This is a genomic window from Parafrankia sp. Ea1.12 (assembly GCF_900465275.1).
GTDB classification, from domain to species: Bacteria; Actinomycetota; Actinomycetes; order Frankiales; family Frankiaceae; genus Parafrankia; species Parafrankia soli.
In genome coordinates, this window is record NZ_UBIZ01000296.1 from 1 (window position 1) to 18500 (window position 18500).

Below are 18500 nucleotides of genomic sequence, written 5' to 3' on the forward strand. Positions count from 1 at the left end.
GTGCCCGCCTCGCCCCCGCGCCGCCACGGAGCCGCTGGTCCAGGCGGGATCGCGACGCGCGGTGCGGGCGGCCTCGGCGCCGGGCCGGTGCTGGCTCGCGCCGGCGCGCCGGCGGGCGGCGTCGACCCCCGGATCAGGCTCCGCTCCGGCGGCGCCGGCCGGCTGACCCACTAGCGTTTTCTCCCGGACCGGTCCCGGCGTACATGTCGGGACCGGTCTGACGCGTCCGGCCGCCGTCCGGCGACCGCCACGCCCTGACGGACGCCCTGACGGGCCCGCCCGGTACGCCGCACCACCGATGACGGCCCCCGACCGGCCCGCGGGCCACTCGACGCCGGCCCGCCCGGCCACCGCGCCACTCGATGCGTTTGGTTCCCGTTGTTTTTCTGGGCGGCGTTGGTGGTCGCGCCGGTCGGGTCCGGGTCCGCCGGTCCGACCCGCTCCGGTCGGCCCGCGTGGTTCCGGTAGTTCTTCTGTTGTGATTTTTTGGCGGCTCGGCCCGGCGGTCCGGGGGGTGTGGCCCGGCGCTCGTGTTACCTCTTGTTACCGGCCGCCGATGTCGAGGAATGCACTTCTTTCGCCCTGCTGCCTTTCCGGTCCGATATTCCTCCCGGGCATACGGTGAATTCTCTTGTCGTTGATGCGCTCGCGGGAGCGTTCACCGTCGGGACGCCGTCCCGGCGAGTTTTCTGCGGATTTTCTCGGAGTCGGGGGTCCGGGACTCCTTCCGGAGGCCCGCGCAACTGCGCTGCCCAATCATCTGGGCGGATGCTCGGCATACGGATCGATCAGTCCCCCGCACCCGGTGCCGCGCGCCGGGTGCAGGCCCGACAGCGGGGGTCCGTAGGCTGGACGGGTGCTCGTCCTGGCGCTCGACACCTCGACGGCGGCCTGCGCGGTCGCGCTGGTCGAGCTCGGCGCGCCGCCCGCCGGGCCGTTGGTCCGTGCCTCCCGGGTGGTCTGGGACGCCCGCCGCCACGGTGAGCTGCTGGCGCCGATGATGCGCGACGTGCTCGCCGCGGCCGGCGTCCGCCCGCCCGAGGTGCGCGCCGTCGTCGTCGGGGCCGGCCCGGGCCCGTTCACCAGCCTGCGGGTGGGCATGGTCACCGGGGCCGCGTTCGCCGCCGCGCTCGGCGTCCCGGCCTACGGCGTCTGCTCCCTGGACGGCATCGGGGCCGCGACGACCGGCCCGGTCGGCGTCATCACCGACGCACGGCGCCGTGAGGTGTTCTGGGCCCGCTACCAGGACGGAACGCGTGTCGGCGAGCCCGGTGTGGGAGCCCCGGCGACCGTCGCCGCGGATCTGCGCGCCGCCGGCGTCGAACGGGTGACAGGGCCCGGGGCCGGTCTGTACCCGGACGCGTTCGCCGGCTTCGGCACCCCGCCCGCCGGCGGTCCGGGCGAGCTGACCGGTTCGGGCGAGCAGAGCGGCTCGGACGCCCAGGGTGGTTCAGGCGCCCAGAGTGGTTCGGGCGAGCCGAGTGGTTCGGGTGGGTTGAGTGGAGCCGAGCCGGAGTATCCGGCGCCGGAGGTGCTCGCCCGCCTCGTCGCCGCGGACATCGTTGCCGGGCGTGATCCCGGGCCGCTCACCCCCCGCTACCTGCGGCGGCCCGACGCCGCCGAGCCCCGGGGCCCCAAAGCCGTCACCGCCTCGCGCCCGGAGCCGGCGCGGTCGGCCACGGCCGCCACCGGAACAGCGCCGGCCGGAACAGCGCCGGCCGGAACAGCGCCGGCCGGAACAGCGCCGGCCGGAACAGCGCCGGCCGGAACAGCGCCGGCCGGAACAGCGCCGGCCGGGACGATGCCGGTATGAGCGCCGCTGCCGTGGACCCGACGCCGAGCGCGGGCGACGTCGACCTCGTGCCGATGCGCTGGTGGCACCTGGGCGAGATCGCGACCCTGGAGCGGCAGGTCTTCGACGTGGACCCCTGGTCTGCCGAGCTCTTCTGGTCGGAGCTCGCGCAGGGCGACAACCGGCACTACCTGGTAGCGGTCGCGGGCGGCTCGATCGTCGGCTACGCCGGGCTGGCGCTGCAGGGCGACGAGTCCTACATCCAGACGATCGGGGTCGTCCCGGCCATGCGCGGGCGTCACCTCGGATCGCGGCTGATGATCGCCCAGCTCCGGGAGGCGCGGCGGCGTGGCGCCCGCAGCTGCGGGCTCGAGGTGCGCACCGACAACCGGCCGGCGCGGGCCCTCTACACCCGGCTCGGGTTCGTCGATCTCGGCGTCCGTCGCGGCTACTACCAGCCGTCGGGCGGCGACGCCTACGTGATGCGCGTGCGGCCGATCGACACCGTTGGTTACGGGACGCTGCTGGACCGGGTCGAGGCGGCCGTCCTGCGGGACGCCAGGGCCGCCTCGTGAGGGCCCTCGGCACCGTCGTGAGGGCCGCCGGCGCCGCGGCGGGGGGTTGGACATGAGGACACCGGCCCGACCGCTGGTGCTGGGCATCGAGACCTCGTGCGACGAGACCGGCGTCGGCCTCGTCCGTGGCGGCGAGTTGCTCGCCGACGCGCTCGCCTCCTCGGTCGACGAGCACGCCCGGTACGGCGGCGTGGTGCCCGAGATCGCCGCGCGGGCGCACCTGGAGGCGATGGTCCCGACGATCGAGCTGGCGTTGGACCGCGCCGGCCTGCGCCCCCGGGACGTCGACGCCGTCGCGGTGACGTCCGGCCCGGGGCTGGCCGGCGCGCTGTTGGTCGGGGTCGCCGCGGCGAAGGCGTACGCGCTGGCGCTGGGCGTCCCGCTGCACGGGGTGCACCATCTCGCCGCGCATGTCGCCGTTGACACGCTTGAGCACGGCCCGCTGCCGCGCCCGGCGGTGGCGCTGCTGGTCTCCGGTGGGCACAGCTCGTTGCTGCTGGTCCCCGATCTCGCGGCCGAGCCGGTCGAGTCGCTGGGGGCCACGGTGGACGACGCCGCGGGGGAGGCCTACGACAAGGTCGCCCGGTTGCTCGGCATGCCGTTCCCGGGTGGCCCGCCGATCGACGCGGCGGCCCGCGAGGGCAGCCCGCACATCCCGTTCCCGCGCGCCAAGGCGGGGGACGGCACGTTCGACTTCTCCTTCTCCGGGCTCAAGACCGCGGTCGCCCGCTGGGTGGAGGCCCGGCGGCGGGCCGGCGAGCCCGTGCCGGTCGCGGATGTCGCGGCGTCGTTCCAGGAGGCCGTGGCGGACGTGCTCACCGCGAAGGCGGTCGCGGCCTGCCGGGCGCACGGCGTGGACACCCTGGTGGTCGGGGGCGGTGTCGCGGCCAACAGCCGGCTGCGCGCGCTCGCCGCGCTGCGCTGCGAGGCGGCGGGCATCACGCTGCGGATCCCGCGGCCGGGGCTGTGCACCGACAACGGCGCGATGGTCGCGGCGCTCGGGTCGCTGCGGGTCGAGGCCGGCGTCGAGCCCTCGCCGCTGGACCTTCCCGCGTCCTCCACGCTCGCCCTCTGACCGTCTCCACCCGCCGACGTCTCCACCCGCCGACCGTCTCCGTCCGCTGACGGCCTTCGTCCGCTGACCACCTTCTGACCGCCTTCGCCGGCCCGGGACCCGTCACGGGTCCCGGGCCGGGCGGCGCTCAGGCGGCGGCGCGGTCGCGGGCCGCCTGCTCCGCGGCCGTCCGGGAGGCCTCGAACACGTCGGTGAACGCGGCGAGCGCCGGGTTCACCTTCGACAGCGTCATCACGACGGTGATGAACTCGATGTTGTCTGCGCCGAGTACCTCGAAGGCGTGGCGCAGGTAGGGGACCTGGTGGTCCCAGCCCTCCTTGGGGGCGCCGGGGGCGTAGGAGCCCCCCTGCGCGGTGATGACGGTGACCTTCCTGCCCGCCAGCACGCCGTCGCCGGCCGTCCCGCCGGCCGTGCGGCCCATGACGATGACCTGGTCCAGCCAGGCCTTGATCGTCGACGGGTAGGCGTAGTTGTACATCGGCACCGAGATCACGTACTCGTCGGCGCTCTCGACCTCCTCGAGGTACTCCTCGCGGATCTTCACGGCCTCGGCCTGCTCGGGTGTGCGCTGCTCGGGGGGTGTCTGGCCGCCGGACACCAGCGCCCAGTTCAGGTGCGGCGGCGGGCTGGTGGCCAGGTCGCGGTGGGTCAGCGTCCCGTCCGGGTGGTGCTTGCGCCAGGACTCGGCGTAGGCCTCGGCGACCCCGCGGGAGACGGAGCCCTCCGGGGCGAGGCTGGAGTCGATGTGCAGCAGGTGGGGCATCGGAGCTCTCCTTGATCACGATCGGGAGGCGGGTGCCGGTCTCGGCGCGCGCCGCGGGAGGGAGGGTGCCGATCCGGCCGATCCGGCGCTGGCGCCGTGTGCGTCCCGTCGACTCCCCGTCGACTCCGGTGATTTTGGTGTGCGAACAGATGGTCGTACTGAGCAATAATCTCTGTCAACACCTATCTGTTTCGCAGATTAGTTCATGATGATCGGGGTACTGTGTTCGGGTGGAGCGGTCCTCGGGCGCGTCGCCGATGCCGGCCTCCGTCGTGCTCCGGCCCGCCTCCCCGGCGGCGGAGCGACAGGATGAGCCGTCGGCCGCCGCTGGCCCGTCTGCCGCCGGCTGTCCGTCCGTCGCCGCCGACGCGGAGCTCGAACTGCCCGACGAGGTCCGCGACGACCTGTGCTGGATCGTCGGTCAGATCCAGCACGGGTACCTGGCCGCGTCCGCGAGCGCCGTCGGTGGCCTGCCCGGTGGTCTCAAGGGTTTCTACGTGCTGGACGCCGCGGTCGGAGGAACGGCTCACAACCAGATCGAGGTCGCCCGCCGTTTCTCCATCGACCGGACCGTGATGGTCCGGCTGGTCGACGAGATGGAGCGCGCCGGCCTGGTCGAGCGCCGGCCGGACCCGGCGGACCGCCGGGCGCGAATGATCATCGCCACCGAGCGGGGAATCCAGGAGCACGAGCGGGTGCGGCGGCAGCTGCGCGCCGTCGACGACCACGTCCTGGCGCCGCTGGCGCCCGCGGACCGGGAGGTCTTCACCGGGCTGGCGCGGCTCGTCGCGGCACACCTGGTCGCGATGGATCCGACCAGGGGTGCCGCCGCGTGCGCCACGGCCGAGGTCACGCTGCAGAGTGCCACCACCGGTTGTGACGGCCCCGGTGCCTGCGCGGGTGTCGCCGACGCCACCGACGTCACCGGCGGGCCCGGTGCCGGCCGCGCCGAGCCGGGCTGCTGACCGGGCGGGTCGGGCCGCGATGACGGTCACGTGGATGTGGGAGGCGAAGGCGGCCCCCGGCCAGGCCGCGGAGCTGGAGCGATGGGCCCGAGCGGCGGTGCGCGGGCGGGATGCCGAGATCTATCTCGGCCGTGGGCCGTCCACGGGCCTCGTGGTGGTCCTCCTGCACCTCGGCGTCGAGGAGTCCACGAGTGCCGCCGGCGACCCGCCGCTCCCGGACCCCCCGGATGGGCTCATTGCCGGATCCGCGCATGCCTGGCAGTTCGAGCGTGCGTCGAACCGTCTTGACAGATCCGACCTTCTTGGTTGACGTGTGTGGTGCGGGTGCTAGGTTGGCACTCGGCACTTGAGAGTGCCAGCGACAGGCGCCTGTTCACCCGCGACGGCAGGCCGCCAGGGTCGCTCTCTCATCCAGCGAAGGAAGGGGGAGGTCGATCGTGACGACCGCCACCAAGGTTGCAATCAAGCCGCTCGAGGACCGGATCGTCGTCCAGCCCTCGGACGCCGAGACGACCACCGCGTCCGGCATCGTGATCCCGGACACCGCCAAGGAGAAGCCCCAGGAGGGCACCGTCCTTGCCGTCGGCCCGGGTCGGTTCGAGGACGGCAAGCGCGTCCCGCTCGACGTCAAGGTCGGCGACGTGGTGCTCTACAGCAAGTACGGCGGCACCGAGGTCAAGTACGCCGGCGAGGAGTACCTGGTGCTCTCCGCTCGGGACGTCCTGGCGATCATCGAGAAGTAGACCGGACGCCGGTAGCAGCAGGCAGGGCGTGTCCCACCGGTGGTCCCCTGGTTTCCGCCGGGGGGCCGCGGTGGGGCGCGCCCTTCTTGTTTCGCCGGGCCGCGGTGTCGGGAGGACACACAGGTATGCCGAAGATTCTCACGTTCAACGAGGACGCCCGCCGCTCGCTCGAGCGGGGCGTGAACGCCCTCGCGGACGCGGTCAAGGTGACGATCGGCCCGCGCGGCCGCAACGTCGTCATCAGCAAGTCGTACGGCGCGCCGACGATCACCAACGACGGTGTGACGATCGCGCGTGAGGTCGAGCTGGACGACCCCTACCAGAACCTGGGGGCGCAGCTCGCCAAGGAGGTCGCCACCAAGACCAACGACGTCGCCGGCGACGGGACGACGACGGCCACGGTGCTGGCGCAGGAGATGGTGCGCCAGGGCCTGCGGCAGGTGACGGCCGGGGCCGCCCCGCTCTCGCTCAAGATCGGCATCGAGGCGGCGGTCGTCGCTGTCTCGTCGGCGCTGCTGGAAGCCGCGATCGAGATCGGCTCGAAGGAGACCATCGCGCAGGTCGCCGCGATCTCGGCGCAGGACGTCCAGGTCGGCGAACTCATCGCAGAGGCGATGGACAAGATCGGCAAGGACGGTGTGATCACCATCGAGGAGAGCCAGACCATGGGTCTGGACCTCGAGCTCACCGAGGGGATGCAGTTCGACAAGGGCTACATCTCGCCGTACTTCGTGACCGACCAGGAGAGCATGGAGGCCGTCCTCGAGGACGCCTACGTGCTGCTGCACCCTGGCAAGATCAGCGCGCTGAACGACATCCTGCCGATCCTCGAGCAGGTGGTGCAGGAGCGTAAGCCGCTGCTGATCATCGCTGAGGACGTCGAGGGCGAGGCGCTGTCGACCCTGGTCGTCAACGCGGTGCGCAAGACCTTCCAGGTCGTCGCGGTGAAGGCCCCCGGCTTCGGTGACCGCCGCAAGGCGATGCTGCAGGACCTCGCGGTCCTGACCGGTGGCCAGGTCGTCGCCACCGAGGTGGGTCTCAAGCTCGACTCGATCACGCTCGCCGAGCTCGGTCGGGCGCGGCGGATCGTCGTCGACAAGGACCTCACCACGATCGTCGACGGTGCCGGCGACGCCGACGCGGTCGCCGAGCGCGTCCGGCAGATGAAGGCGGAGATCGAACTCTCCGACTCGGACTGGGACCGCGAGAAGCTCCAGGAGCGCCTGGCCAAGCTGGCCGGCGGGGTCGCCGTCATCCGCGTCGGCGCCGCCACCGAGGTCGAGCTCAAGGAGAAGAAGCACCGTCTCGAGGACGCCGTGTCGGCGACCCGGGCCGCGGTCGAGGAGGGCATCGTGGCGGGCGGCGGCAGCGCGCTCGTCCACGCGGCCAAGGTCCTCGACGGTGACCTCGGCCTGACCGGCGACGAGCGTTCCGGGGTGCGGGTCGTGCGCGCGGCGCTCGACGCGCCGCTCACCTGGATCGCGCGCAACGCCGGCCTCGAGGGCGCGGTGATCGTGTCCAAGGTCCGCGAGGGCGACGTCGGCCGGGGCTTCAACGCGGCCACCGGCGAGTACGTCGACCTGGTCGCGGCCGGCGTGGTCGACCCCGTGAAGGTCACCCGCTCCGCGGTGGCGAACGCGGCCTCCATCGCCGCGCTGCTCATCACCACCGAGAGCCTGGTGGCGGAGAAGCCCGAGGAGGCCGAGGCCGGCCACGGCCACGACCACTCGCACGGCGGCCACGGCCACGGCCACTCGCACGGGCCGGGTTTCTGAGCCGTCGGGTGAGCAGAGCCGTCTGAGTGAGCTGAGCCGTCGGGTGACCGGCGGTGCACTGCCCGGCACCTGTGGCGGGTAGTGCGGTGATTCGGCAGGTGAGGCCCGGTCGGTCCGCGGACCGACCGGGCTTTGTCGTGCCCGGGGCCGTGACCCGCCCTGGCCCGGGGTGCGGGTATCGCCGGCGCGCGCGGCGCCACCCGAGGTCAGGGATCCGACAGCGGCCCCGGGGCGCTCACCCGTCGCGGGTGGTCGCCGGGGATGGGGAGACATGCCCGCATACGGCTGCGCGAACCGGCCTGCTGGCGGGAGCGGCGCCGGCGGGGAGACACCGGGAACACGAGCCCCGGTGCTCGGCCGGCGGCGCGCGTACTCCAGGCAAAAGAAAAGATCCCCGGGCCCGTACGTCCCGGAGCGGGAGTACGGGCCGGGGGATCTTCGCATCCGGCGGCCGGTTTCAGCAGGCCGGGGCGAGCCCCGGCCGGGCGGGCGTGTGACGGGCGGTGCCCCTGCGGGTGCGCCCGGTGAGGACCGCCTCCCGCTCGGACTCGCTCATTCCGCCCCACACGCCGTACGGTTCCCGGGCGGCGAGGGCATGTTCCCCACACGCCCGGATTACCGGGCAGCGTGCGCAGATCGCCTTCGCCGCCGCCTCCCGCGCGGCTCTGGCCGGGCCGCGTTCGCCCTCGGGATGGAAGAACAGCTCGGTGCTCTCACCTCGACAGGCGCCGTGGAGCTGCCACTCCCACTTCTCCGCGCCGGGGCCTGGAAGTCGTCGGACGTCGGTCATCGGCCTGACCCCCCCTTTCGACCTGAGCGGCTGGCGCCGCGACTACCCGGTCACCGTAGCCGCTCGCCATCGACTGGAGATCTTGGAATTTCACCCGGTCGACCGGCGCCGCCTCCCCGGTGAGGTCCCTGCCGCCCGGTAGGTTCACCGAGAGGCCGGGACACCGTGGATGCCGTCCACCGCTGACGGACCGCGCTACCGGCGCAGGCTCGCGCAGACAGCGGGCGGGACGGCGCGACCAGATGGAACCGTGGACGTCCGACCGCCGGTGTCGACGCGTGCGGATCACCGCCGGTCACGGGTGGTGCGCGTCCCGCCGACAGTCCCTCGCCTACCCGCCGCCGGTGCGGGTCACACGAACCGACATCGAGTTTCCCCACACGCTCGCCGCGGCGGGCTGTGCGGGGCGGGGCGAACGGCCGCCTCCGGCGCCGGCCCCGGCGTCGGTCGCCGGAGCCGCGGGCGGGCAGGGGTGCCCGGCCCGTGTCGGCCGGGCCGGGTTGTAACGGCTGGTGAGAGCCGGTCGGTCAGCGGGTGTCCGCCTCGGAGGCGGCTGAGGCCTCGTACACCCCGTCGGCGAAGCCGCGGGCGTACTCCCAGCTCACGTAGCACGCCGGATCCGGGGCGAAGGCAGGCTCGTGCACCCGTGTACGGCCCTCGTCCAGGAGGTGCCGTAGGTTGCCGGCCAGCAGGTCCCAGTCGAAGTAGTGCGGCTCGGCGCACCCCTCGCAGTCGACGACGAGACCCCGGTAACCACGTGGTTCGAGCAGGGTCCGGAAGACGTCGAGGTCGCCCAGCTCGGCGAGGATCTCTTCCCGCTCGCGTAGGGACAGCGGTTCGAGTAGTTCCAGATCCTCGGCGGAGTCGAGCTGCGCGAGCTCGGCCGCCGGGTCCTCGGGGTCGCCCGCGAAGGGGTCGAGGGGCTCGTTGCTCACGAGGAACACGCTACGCTCGCGGCCCAAGCTTAGTGGTCCCGATACGGAGTCCGGCACTGACGTGCGGGGCTTTCGCTCCAGCATGCCCCAATCTGTCCCAGCCTGGACGGCTTCCCTTCGTGCCGGGTCAGCTCGTCTGGTGTGGCAGTGACGGGTCGCGCGCATGGTCCGTGCTCCACGCGCCGGTTGTCTGTGACCCATTTATGTGATTCCGGATCCGCGACGCCGGCCCTCGTGGTAGCAGCTGGTCCGTTTTGCACCTTTGGTGAGCGTTGTTTGGACGGGGTGCCCACGGACGGGTGCGCCCCCGGCCCCGGCGCCCGTCCTGTGGCATGCGTGGTGCTCTCGGTCACGCCGGGGAGTTCGGAGCCGTTGCCGGGCCTCTACGATGGAGTATCACCGTCGCCCGACCGGCGGGCCGCGCGGAGCCCAGCATGCTTCACCCGCCTGCCCGGGCAGACCGGCTCGCGCCGGTTCCCGGGCGCGGGACTCCCCGGACATCGCGGGGACGCTCCCGCCGGCGCCGGGCCGATGCGAACGGAAGGTGCCATGGACGGTTCCCCCGCCAACCCGACGACCTCGATCACGCGCGCGACCGGGGAACCCGACCTCGACCAGTCGCCCGGCCGGCCCGGCGCCGTTCGGCACGTTGCTGACAGCCTGGGCGCCGAGGGGCCGGCGCTCCCGCCGAAGCTCGCGATGCTCGGCCTCACCTTCGACGACGTCCTGCTGCTGCCGGCGGCGTCCGAGGTGGCGCCGTCGGGCGTTGACACGACCACGCGGCTGTCCCGCAACATCTCGCTGGCGGTCCCGCTGGTGTCCTCCGCGATGGACACCGTGACCGAGGCGCGGATGGCGATCGCGATGGCCCGCCAGGGCGGCGTCGGCGTGCTGCACCGCAACCTGTCCGTCGACGACCAGGCACAGCAGGTCGACATGGTGAAGCGGTCCGAGTCTGGGATGATCACCTCCCCGATCACCTGCGGGCCGGACGCCACCATCGAAGAGGCGAACGTGCTCATGGCGCGTTACCGCATCTCCGGCGTCCCGGTGACCGAGCCGGACGGCCGCCTCGTCGGGATCGTGACCAACCGCGACATCCGCTTCGAGCGGGACTACACCCGCCGCGTCCACGAAGTGATGACCCGCATGCCGCTGATCACGGCACCGGTCGGGGTCTCGGCGGACGACGCGCTCGCTCTGCTGCGGCACAACAAGGTCGAGAAGCTGCCCATCGTCGACGGGCACGACCGGCTGTGCGGGCTGATCACGGTCAAGGACTTCACCAAGCGCGAGCAGTACCCGCGGGCGACCAAGGACGCGGACGGCCGCCTCGTGGTCGGCGCCGCGGTCGGCGTCGGCGAGGACGCGCTGAAGCGTGCCCAGGTCCTCGTCGCCGCCGGGGTGGACTTCCTCGTCGTCGACACCGCGCACGGCCACCACCATGCCGTCCCCGACATGATCGCCCGGATCAAGGCCGACATGCCCGCCGGGGTGGACGGCCGTCCGCTCGACGTCATCGGTGGCAACATCGCCACCGCGGCCGGGGCCGCCGCGCTCATCGCGGCCGGCGCGGACGCCGTCAAGGTCGGGGTCGGGCCGGGCTCGATCTGCACGACCCGGGTGGTCACCGGCGTGGGCGTTCCGCAGGTCACCGCGATCTACGAGGCGGCGCGGGCGGCGCGGGCCGCCGGCGTGCCGGTCATCGGCGACGGCGGGCTGCAGTACTCCGGTGACATCGCCAAGGCGATCGCCGTCGGAGCCGACACCGTGATGCTCGGCAGCCTGCTCGCCGGTGTCGACGAGAGCCCCGGAGAGCTCATCTTCATCAACGGCAAGCAGTACAAGTCCTACCGGGGGATGGGCTCGCTCGGCGCCATGCGCAGCCGCGGCGACACCCGCTCCTACTCCAAGGACCGCTACTTCCAGGACGACGTCCTCTCCGACGACAAGCTCGTCCCCCAGGGCGTCGAGGGCCAGGTGCCCTACCGGGGCTCGCTGGCCGGGATGGCCCACCAGCTGATCGGCGGCCTGCAGGCCGCGATGGGGTACACGGGTGCCGCGACCATCCGTGATCTCCAGGAGAACAGCCAGCTGGTGCGGATCACGTCGGCCGGCCTGACCGAGAGCCACGCGCACGACGTCCAGATGACGGTCGAGGCGCCGAACTACACCCGGTGAGCCGTGGTCGGTGGTCGGGAGGTCTCTCTCCGCCACCGGCCGCCAGCCGTTCCAGCGGCCGCGCGGCGCTCGTCGTTCCGTATCCCCGCCGCCGGACGCCGACGTACCAGGCAGGATGGTCGGCGGGACCAAACGGGCTGACCAGGAGGCCGGGACACGGTGGCAGACGTCGAAATCGGTATCGGGAAGAACGTGCGAGTGGGCTACGGCCTTGACGCCGTTGGCATCGTTCCCTCGCGGCGCACCCGGGACCCAGCCGACGTGTCACTCGCCTGGGAGATCGACGCCTATCACTTCGATCTGCCGATCGTCGCGGCGCCGGCCGACGCGGTGACCTCGCCGGAGTCCGCGATCGCCGTCGGGCGCCAGGGTGGGCTCGGTGTGCTGCACCTCGAGGGGCTGTGGACCAGGCACGAGGACCCCGAGCCGCTGCTCGACGAGGTCGCGGAGCTGGGCGCGCGTTCCGGTGCGGTCGCGGCGACCCGGCGCCTGCGTGAGCTCTACGCGGCGCCGGTGCAGCCCGAGCTCATCGGGGCGCGGCTGGCGCGGATGCGGGAGGCCGGCGTGGTCACCGCCGCCGCGCTGCGCCCGCAGAAGGTCCGGGCACTGTGCCCGCACGTGCTGGCCGCGGGCGTGGACCTCCTCGTCATCCATGGCACGGCGGTGTCGGCCGAGCACCAGTCCAGGCGCACCGAGCCGCTGAATCTCAAACAGTTCATAGGACAGCTCGACATCCCGGTGATCGTCGGTGGCTGTGCATCCTTCTCCACGGCACTGCATCTCATGCGGACGGGCGCGGCCGGCGTGATCGTCGGAGTCGGTGCCGGCCTCGGCGACGACACGGCCGAGACCCTCGGAATTGGTGTTCCGCTGGCGACCGCGATCGCCGACGCGGCCGGCGCCCGGATGCGGTACCTCGACGAGTCCGGCGGCCGGTACGTCCACGTCATCGCGCATGGCGACCTGCGCACCGGCGGGGACGCGGCGAAGGCCGTGGCCTGCGGAGCCGACGCCGTGATGGTGGATTCGCCGCTCGCGCAGGCGGTGGACGCCCCTGGGCGGGGCTCGGTCTGGTCGATGGAGATCCTGCACTCGGACCTGCCGCGCGGGCGGTGGGCGCCGGTCGAGACGTCACGTACCGTCGCCGAGATCCTCACCGGGGGCGAGGTCGCGGCCGAGGACGGTGTGGCGAACATCGCCGGGGCCCTGCGGGCGGCGATGGCCACAACGGGCTACGCGACGTTGAAGGAGTTCCAGAAGGCGGAGATCATGATCGCTGCCGGGCGCTAGCGGAACGGGCCCGGAGAGCCAGCGGTGTGCGTCGGTCGTGCTGCCGACCCGGACGCCTTGGGTGTAAGTCCGCCGTGGCACCCTTGGAGCCGTCCGTCTCCGGATCGAAGGATGACCGATGCGCCTCGACGAGAACGGCCGCTGGGTCAGCGACGACGGCGCCTATGTCTGGGATGACGCGGCCCAGACCTGGCGGCTGGCGAATGCCACGTCGCCGTCCGCCATGCCCGCGACCGGCTCGAGCCGGACGGCCTCGGGTCAGACCGGTCCGGGCCACACCGGTTCGGGCCAGGCGGGCCCGGGGCAGGCGGGCTCCGGCCAGACCAGCTCCGGCCAGGCGGGTTGGACACCGCCGCACACGGGTCCGCTGGCCCCGAGCTCCGGCGGCTCCGCCGGCACCGGGGCGACCGGGCCGATCTACACCGGGCAGGCGTACGCGGGGCCGGCCGACACAGACTCCTCCTACGGCGGCCGCCCCGGCTCCGGCTACCCGGACCCGGCACGGTCAGACCCGGGAAGGTCAGACCCGGCGCGGTCAGATCCGGCATGGACGGGCCCGGTGCGGGCGGGCCAGACGCCGGCCGCGCGGGAATCGGGCCGGCCCACAACGACCGGCCCGTTTTCGACCGGCCCGTTTCCAGCTGGGCAGCTTCAGACCGGGCCGATGCCCACGGGGCCGATGCCCACGGGGCCGATGGCCACCGGGCCGATGGCCACCGGGCCGATTCCGACGGGGCCGATGCCAACCGCCCGGACAGCCACGGGCGCGTCCGGGAGCCGGGCGGACTCCGCCGTGGCGCCGAGCGATCCTGCGGAGAACACGACGGGCATCCCTCGCCGGATGACGCGGCCGCGGCGGCCCCGGCCGGCCGGGCAGCTCGACGTGGCCGACACCGATCTCGACGACGCCGATCTTGACGACGCCGATCTCGATGACACCGACCTGGACGGCCCGCACCTGGACGACGCCGACCCGGACCGCTGGGCCGGTGACGATGACGAGGATGAGGCGGGCCTCCGGGGCCGCGGTGCCAGGCCGGGCGACGGCCACGGCCCCGAGGGCGGGGGAGCGCGGCGGTTCGTCAGCGGGCTGCGGGCGTCCGCACTGGATCCCCGGGCGCGCTGGGGCGTGGCGGGCCCGGGCGGGACGTCCGACAACGGCGGCAGGCCCGACGGCTACCCGGCGGCCGAGGACCCCGCCCGCGGGATCGCCGCGATGCTGCGCCGGCCGACCGTGCTCGCGGTGGCCACGGCGTTCGCTCTGGTGGTCGCGCTCGGCGTGGCCGGGTTCCTCGTTCTCGGCAGGGGCGACGACAGCGGTTCGGCCGCCTCCGCGTCGTCCGCCGGGGTGGGCAGGTACGACGCGGCCGTCCGGAAGGACTACATCGACGCCTGCCTCGGCGTGAGCGACGGCAACGAGCGCTACTGCACCTGCACGCTGGAGAAACTCGAGGCTGACTACACCCAGGAGCAGTATCTGGCCTTCAACAGCGACGTCGAGTCCGACAACTCCCAGCGCATCGTGCGCGAGATTTACGCGGCCTGCCGCAATCTCCGGTGAGAGCCCCCGTGTACAGTGGGATGATCCCGTTTGCGACCGATTCGTGCTTTCCGCCCGCAAGGGCCAGGGCAACGGCAACGGCGAGGCTGCCGTTGCGAACGGGGAGACGGGCGCATCCAGATCGGACTCGTCCGGAGCGTGTGCGTCGCGCACGGGTTTCGTGCGGGGTGCCCGGATCGGTCGGTCACCCGCCGGCCGGCGCGTGGTGTGTCCGCAGCGGCGGGTCCGGTCCCGGTGAGCGGTCTCGTGTTCGGGTGGCGTCGACTTTTAACGGCGCGACAGGAAGCGGCCAGCGTGAATTCGGCCAGTACGTTCATGGCCGGTACATTCAGACGGCTGACCGCCTTGGGACGCTGATCAGAGAGGCGGGCGATGCTCACCGGCGAGTGTGGTCGATGAGCATGGTCGACGTCCCGGCGGCAGCGCGACGTGGGTTCGGTGCCGGGACGTGGGCATCCGGCTACCTCGGCGGCAGGTGGGTGATCGCTCCGTGACCGTGGACGGCACCGACCGACCCACTGGCGGTCGTCGTGACGACGACTTCTTCGCGGTCGAACGGGTCGGCGAACCCGACGACACCGCGGTCTCCCGCCCGGCCCCCGCGGCCGACGGCGGCTGGGACGTCACCCCGTGGCCGGCCTCCGACCTGGACGTGAGCGCCGGCAGTGGTCCGGCCCGTGGCGTCGTGGGTGGTCCGCTGGTGGACGGCCCAGTGCTGGGCGGCCCGGCCGTCGGCGGTCCGACCGTGGGCGGCGGGCCGTCGGTTGGCGACGATCCGTTCGACGTCAGCTCGACCTGGAACGGGCCCGCCCCGGTCATCGGGGGGCCGCCGTCCGACCTGGGCCGCGCCGCACCCGACGTCCAGCCCGCGCCGCACTCCCCGGCACCGCACTCCTCAGGGCCCTACTCCCCAGGGCCGCACACGCCGGCGCCGCACCCCGCGGCACCACACACGCCCGTCCCGCCCGCCTCGGCGCCGCAGGTGGGCCTACCGCCGGCGGGCCCGTCGGTGACGGGCGGCTTCCGGGTCCCGACGGGGTACGAGTCGGCCCCGCCCGCGTCCCCGCGCTCCTACGTGGAGCCGACACCGCCGCCGAGGTTCCCGACCGAACGCGGGTCCGCCCCGCCGGGCCGCGCCGGGGGCCCGGACACCGGTTCGGTCCGCATCGGCGGCCCGGATACCGGCTCGGCGCCCGGCTGGGGCCCCGCGAGCCCGGGCGCGGGCGCGCCCGGCATCAACCCGGTGACCGGCAGCTTCCCACTGCCACCGACGAGCCGGACGCAGCCGCCCGCCGCGAGATCCGGGGGTGCTCCCGGGCCCAGCGCCTACCAGGGTTATGACCCGGCGCGTCCGCAGAGCACGCCCCCGCCGCCGCAGTCGGGCGCCGGCCATCCGGGTGGCTCCGGTCTGCCGCGCCCGGACCAGACCGGCGGGTTCGCGCGCCCCGGCGCCGCCTACCCGAGCCGGCCCGGCGAGCCCGAGCGGCCGGCTCCGCGGCCGGTCGACCCGTGGAACGGCCACAGCACGGGCTCCGGGCCACGCCCCGACCTGTCGCTGCCTCCCCGGGCAGGCACGCCGTCCACCGACCGCGGCCGGGACGACCAGCGGCGCAACGGCTACGACTCCCATGGGCACAGTGGCTACGAGGTCCGTCCGGACCAGTCCCGTGGCGACCACGGCGCGGCACGCGCCCCGGACGGCTACGGGGCGAGCGGCCCGACCACCGGCGGCTACCGCGTCGGTGACCCCGGCAGCGGCCCAGCACCTCTCGGCGGCGCTGGTTCTCCCGGCGGGCCAAGTTCTCCTGGTGGGCCTGGTGCTCTTGGCGGTATGTCGGCACCCGGTGGTGGCGCGACCCCGGGCGCGGCCGCGCTGCCGCCCGGCTCCTGGTCCGGGTCCCCGAGCGGGGCGCTTCCGATCGACGGGCGTCTGAACAGCGGTCGGCACGCAGCGGACCGGCCCGGTTCCCCGAACGGCGACGCGTCCGGCCCGTGGCGGTCGCCGCACCGGGATGATCCCGCGGCCTTTCCGCCCGATCGCCCTCGCGGCGCCGGCCTCCCGCCGCTGGCGAACGATCCGCTCTCCGGTCCGCTGCCGGTCGCCGCTCTGCCGCCGGGACGTCCCGAGCCCGGACGCCCCGGTGGCCGTCCGGAACTGGGCCGTCCGGAACTGGGCCGTCCGGAACTGGGCCGTCCGGAACTGGGCCGTCCGGAACTGGGCCGTCCGGAACTGGGCCGTCCGGAACTGGGCCAGCCGGAGCTGGGTCGACCCGAGCTGGGCCGAGCTGAGCCGGGCGGCCGAACCGGCCCTGCCGGGGCCGCGCGCGCGGAGCCGCTCGCCCCGGGGACGGCGCCGTCCGGGCCGTGGCGTTCTCCGTCGCCCCGCGCGGCTGTCGAGGACACCATGACCACCACGCGCTCGCCGTTCCGCGGGTCGGGGGCCCTGCCGGCGCTGCCCCCGGGCCGTTCGGCGGCGCCGGGCGCCCCGGGCGCCGACCAGGCACCGGTTCCAGGCACGCCGCCACCGGCGCCCGGTGCCGGGACGGGCCCGCGCACCGCGACCGGCCCGCGCGCGCTGCCCGGACCGGCCGCGGCGGGTGCCGCGCCGGGTCGGCCCAGACGTCCTGAGAGCGCGGCGGAGATGACCTCCCTGGTCACCCGCCGGGGCCGGGCGGGTGCCGCCGGCGCGGCCGACCGGGGAGACGACTCCGGCTGGCAGCCGTCCCGGGGGGCTCGCCGGACGGGTGCCCGTGGGGTGCCCGCGGACCGCAGGCGCACCCCGAACCCGACCACGGACACGAACAGCCTCCAGGCCGTCTCCGCGCCGTCGGCGCGGCGCACCACGCCACGGCCCGCCGACGCCCCCGAGGACACCGGCTCGACTGGCCGGTCGAGCCGGTCGAGCCGGTCCCGCGCGGACCGGCCGGGCCGGGGAGGCACGGACGTCGAGGACCTGCACCCGGAGAACCGCCGGTCGGCGGCGCGTGGCGCTGGCCTGGCCGGGTCAGGCGGCGGGGGCGGAGCCCGTGGTAACGGCGGCGGCGCCGGTGGCCGCGGCGGGCGTGGCCGGGGTGCCGGGGACGACCGCCCGTCGACCCGCGCGGTCGGGGTGCTCGAGCCGGCCGAGGTGGACGACGAGGCGGACGACCAGCCGTCCACCCCGGACCGGCTGGCCTGGCTCAAGGAGGGCTGGATCGGCCCGCTGGCCATCGCGCTGGTGGTCTCCCTGTTCGTGGTCGGCGCCTACACCCTGCTGACGGGGGACGGCGGCGACAAGCCCCCGACCGAGCCCACGGTCACGCAGTCCGAGCCGCCGACGCCGACCAATCCGGAGGCTCTCGCGGGCAAGGCGCTGGTCAACGGCACCTGGCGCTGCCGAATTATGGTGGTGGAGGGGGGGGACACCCGCACCGGTGACCTTCTTCCCGACAAGCTCGTCGTCGATCCGACGGGCCTGACGTATCGCTGGAACGACGGTCAGGGCGTCTACACCATCACGCCGAAGCAAGGCGACGCCGCGGCGGCGGTGATCGCCGAGGTCCAGTTCACCAGCGGTCCGCTGCAAGGAGTCACCGGCAAGAGCCTTACCACCGCCAAGGAAAACAGTGGTATTGCGAGTGGCACGCTGCTGCTCGACGCCATGCCGAACGTGTCCGCCCGGAGTTGCTTCGTGAACTGAACCACTTCGCGTAATCCCCCGCGGGACAGCGGCGGTTGCGCATGAGCGCTGTCAGCGCGACGGATCTGGTTCACTGCGCTCCGTGAGCATGTATCGCTAGAATTCCGGCAAATGGTGTCGGAGAAGATCCGGCTCGCTTCCGCGGGGCGCGGTGTTGGTGGACCCGGTGAGATGGTTTTATTGGCCATGCGGCAGGATCGGGTGTCATGTTCTGGTCTGACCGTGTTGCGGGTACCAGGCGGCGGCAGGCCGCCCACGAGGTCTCGAACCACGGAGGCCGCGGCCTCCTTCATCCGGTTCGGCCCGACCCGGTAACGGCGGCGCAGAGCTCTCCGGAGGCATCGGATTCCGTGGCCGCGGCGAGCTCCCCGGTAGC

Annotated in this window: 14 protein-coding genes; 11 read left to right on the forward strand and 3 right to left on the reverse strand. The window is 73.8% G+C overall.

The window, feature by feature from the left end; genetic code table 11:
• Window positions 1–856: 856 nt before the first annotated feature.
• Genes tsaB through tsaD form a run of 3 tightly spaced genes read left to right on the forward strand, consistent with a single transcriptional unit; the run spans window position 857 to window position 3442 of the window.
• The gene (tsaB, locus tag FMEAI12_RS15155; protein ID WP_368672076.1) at window positions 857–1813 is read left to right on the forward strand and encodes a tRNA (adenosine(37)-N6)-threonylcarbamoyltransferase complex dimerization subunit type 1 TsaB; all 957 of its coding nucleotides are present in this window, start codon (window positions 857–859) and stop codon (window positions 1811–1813) included.
• Entirely contained in the window at window positions 1810–2367 is a 558-nt protein-coding gene (gene rimI, locus FMEAI12_RS15160) for a ribosomal protein S18-alanine N-acetyltransferase (protein ID WP_071066121.1), read from the forward strand. Before tsaB ends, rimI begins: the two co-directional genes overlap by 4 nt.
• Window positions 2368–2419: 52 nt before the next feature.
• The gene (tsaD, locus tag FMEAI12_RS15165; RefSeq protein WP_112106528.1) at window positions 2420–3442 is read left to right on the forward strand and encodes a tRNA (adenosine(37)-N6)-threonylcarbamoyltransferase complex transferase subunit TsaD; all 1023 of its coding nucleotides are present in this window, start codon (window positions 2420–2422) and stop codon (window positions 3440–3442) included.
• A gap of 127 nt (window positions 3443–3569) precedes the next feature.
• Here the strand turns inward: tsaD and FMEAI12_RS15170 are convergent, their stop codons facing one another.
• Window positions 3570–4205, reverse strand: coding sequence for an FMN-dependent NADH-azoreductase (locus FMEAI12_RS15170; RefSeq protein WP_112106529.1), 636 nt, complete (start codon window positions 4203–4205; stop codon window positions 3570–3572).
• Between the two features lie 230 nt (window positions 4206–4435).
• On the opposite strand from FMEAI12_RS15170, the gene FMEAI12_RS15175 reads away from it, so the two are divergent.
• The 4 genes from FMEAI12_RS15175 to groL all read left to right on the forward strand — a co-directional run bounded on the left by FMEAI12_RS15175 (window position 4436) and on the right by groL (window position 7688).
• Window positions 4436–5170 carry a MarR family winged helix-turn-helix transcriptional regulator gene (locus tag FMEAI12_RS15175; RefSeq protein WP_112106530.1) on the forward strand — a complete coding sequence of 245 codons (735 nt, stop codon included), beginning with the start codon at window positions 4436–4438 and terminating at the stop codon, window positions 5168–5170.
• A 19-nt stretch (window positions 5171–5189) separates the two neighbouring features.
• Window positions 5190–5480: a hypothetical protein gene (locus FMEAI12_RS15180; RefSeq protein ID WP_112106548.1), complete on the forward strand. Its 291-nt coding sequence runs from the start codon at window positions 5190–5192 to the stop codon at window positions 5478–5480.
• A 124-nt stretch (window positions 5481–5604) separates the two neighbouring features.
• Entirely contained in the window at window positions 5605–5913 is a 309-nt protein-coding gene (gene groES, locus FMEAI12_RS15185) for a co-chaperone GroES (protein ID WP_026240216.1), read from the forward strand.
• A 125-nt stretch (window positions 5914–6038) separates the two neighbouring features.
• Entirely contained in the window at window positions 6039–7688 is a 1650-nt protein-coding gene (groL, locus tag FMEAI12_RS15190; RefSeq protein WP_112106531.1) for a chaperonin GroEL, read from the forward strand.
• Window positions 7689–8145: 457 nt separating this feature from the next.
• Here the strand turns inward: groL and FMEAI12_RS15195 are convergent, their stop codons facing one another.
• Window positions 8146–8478 carry a WhiB family transcriptional regulator gene (locus tag FMEAI12_RS15195; protein ID WP_083391293.1) on the reverse strand — a complete coding sequence of 111 codons (333 nt, stop codon included), beginning with the start codon at window positions 8476–8478 and terminating at the stop codon, window positions 8146–8148.
• A gap of 527 nt (window positions 8479–9005) precedes the next feature.
• On the reverse strand, window positions 9006–9422 hold the full coding sequence (locus tag FMEAI12_RS15205) for a DUF5319 domain-containing protein (RefSeq protein WP_018505081.1): 417 nt from the start codon (window positions 9420–9422) through the stop codon (window positions 9006–9008).
• A gap of 540 nt (window positions 9423–9962) precedes the next feature.
• Here FMEAI12_RS15205 and guaB point away from each other — a divergent pair.
• The 4 genes from guaB (at window position 9963) to FMEAI12_RS37175 (ending at window position 18124) form a co-directional block, all read left to right on the forward strand.
• Entirely contained in the window at window positions 9963–11594 is a 1632-nt protein-coding gene (gene guaB, locus FMEAI12_RS15210) for an IMP dehydrogenase (protein ID WP_071066115.1), read from the forward strand.
• A 159-nt stretch (window positions 11595–11753) separates the two neighbouring features.
• Window positions 11754–12884 (forward strand): GuaB3 family IMP dehydrogenase-related protein, encoded by a 1131-nt coding sequence (locus FMEAI12_RS15215; RefSeq protein WP_071066114.1) that lies wholly within the window; start codon window positions 11754–11756, stop codon window positions 12882–12884.
• A 118-nt stretch (window positions 12885–13002) separates the two neighbouring features.
• Window positions 13003–14445 carry a hypothetical protein gene (locus FMEAI12_RS15220; protein ID WP_112106533.1) on the forward strand — a complete coding sequence of 481 codons (1443 nt, stop codon included), beginning with the start codon at window positions 13003–13005 and terminating at the stop codon, window positions 14443–14445.
• A 490-nt stretch (window positions 14446–14935) separates the two neighbouring features.
• Window positions 14936–18124, forward strand: a complete 3189-nt coding sequence (locus FMEAI12_RS37175) for a hypothetical protein (protein ID WP_200835296.1) — start codon at window positions 14936–14938, stop codon at window positions 18122–18124.
• Window positions 18125–18500 lie beyond the last annotated feature (376 nt).

What these genes read in the sequence shown, in the direction of transcription:
- rimI (WP_071066121.1), top strand. Translation starts at nt 1,810, where the DNA reads ATGAGCGCCGCTGCCGTGGACCCGACGCCGAGCGCGGGCGACGTCGAC.
- tsaD (WP_112106528.1), top strand. Translation starts at nt 2,420, where the DNA reads ATGAGGACACCGGCCCGACCGCTGGTGCTGGGCATCGAGACCTCGTGC.
- FMEAI12_RS15170 (WP_112106529.1), bottom strand. Translation starts at nt 4,205, where the DNA reads ATGCCCCACCTGCTGCACATCGACTCCAGCCTCGCCCCGGAGGGCTCC.
- FMEAI12_RS15180 (WP_112106548.1), top strand. Translation starts at nt 5,190, where the DNA reads ATGACGGTCACGTGGATGTGGGAGGCGAAGGCGGCCCCCGGCCAGGCC.
- groL (WP_112106531.1), top strand. Translation starts at nt 6,039, where the DNA reads ATGCCGAAGATTCTCACGTTCAACGAGGACGCCCGCCGCTCGCTCGAG.
- FMEAI12_RS15195 (WP_083391293.1), bottom strand. Translation starts at nt 8,478, where the DNA reads ATGACCGACGTCCGACGACTTCCAGGCCCCGGCGCGGAGAAGTGGGAG.
- guaB (WP_071066115.1), top strand. Translation starts at nt 9,963, where the DNA reads ATGGACGGTTCCCCCGCCAACCCGACGACCTCGATCACGCGCGCGACC.
- FMEAI12_RS15220 (WP_112106533.1), top strand. Translation starts at nt 13,003, where the DNA reads ATGCGCCTCGACGAGAACGGCCGCTGGGTCAGCGACGACGGCGCCTAT.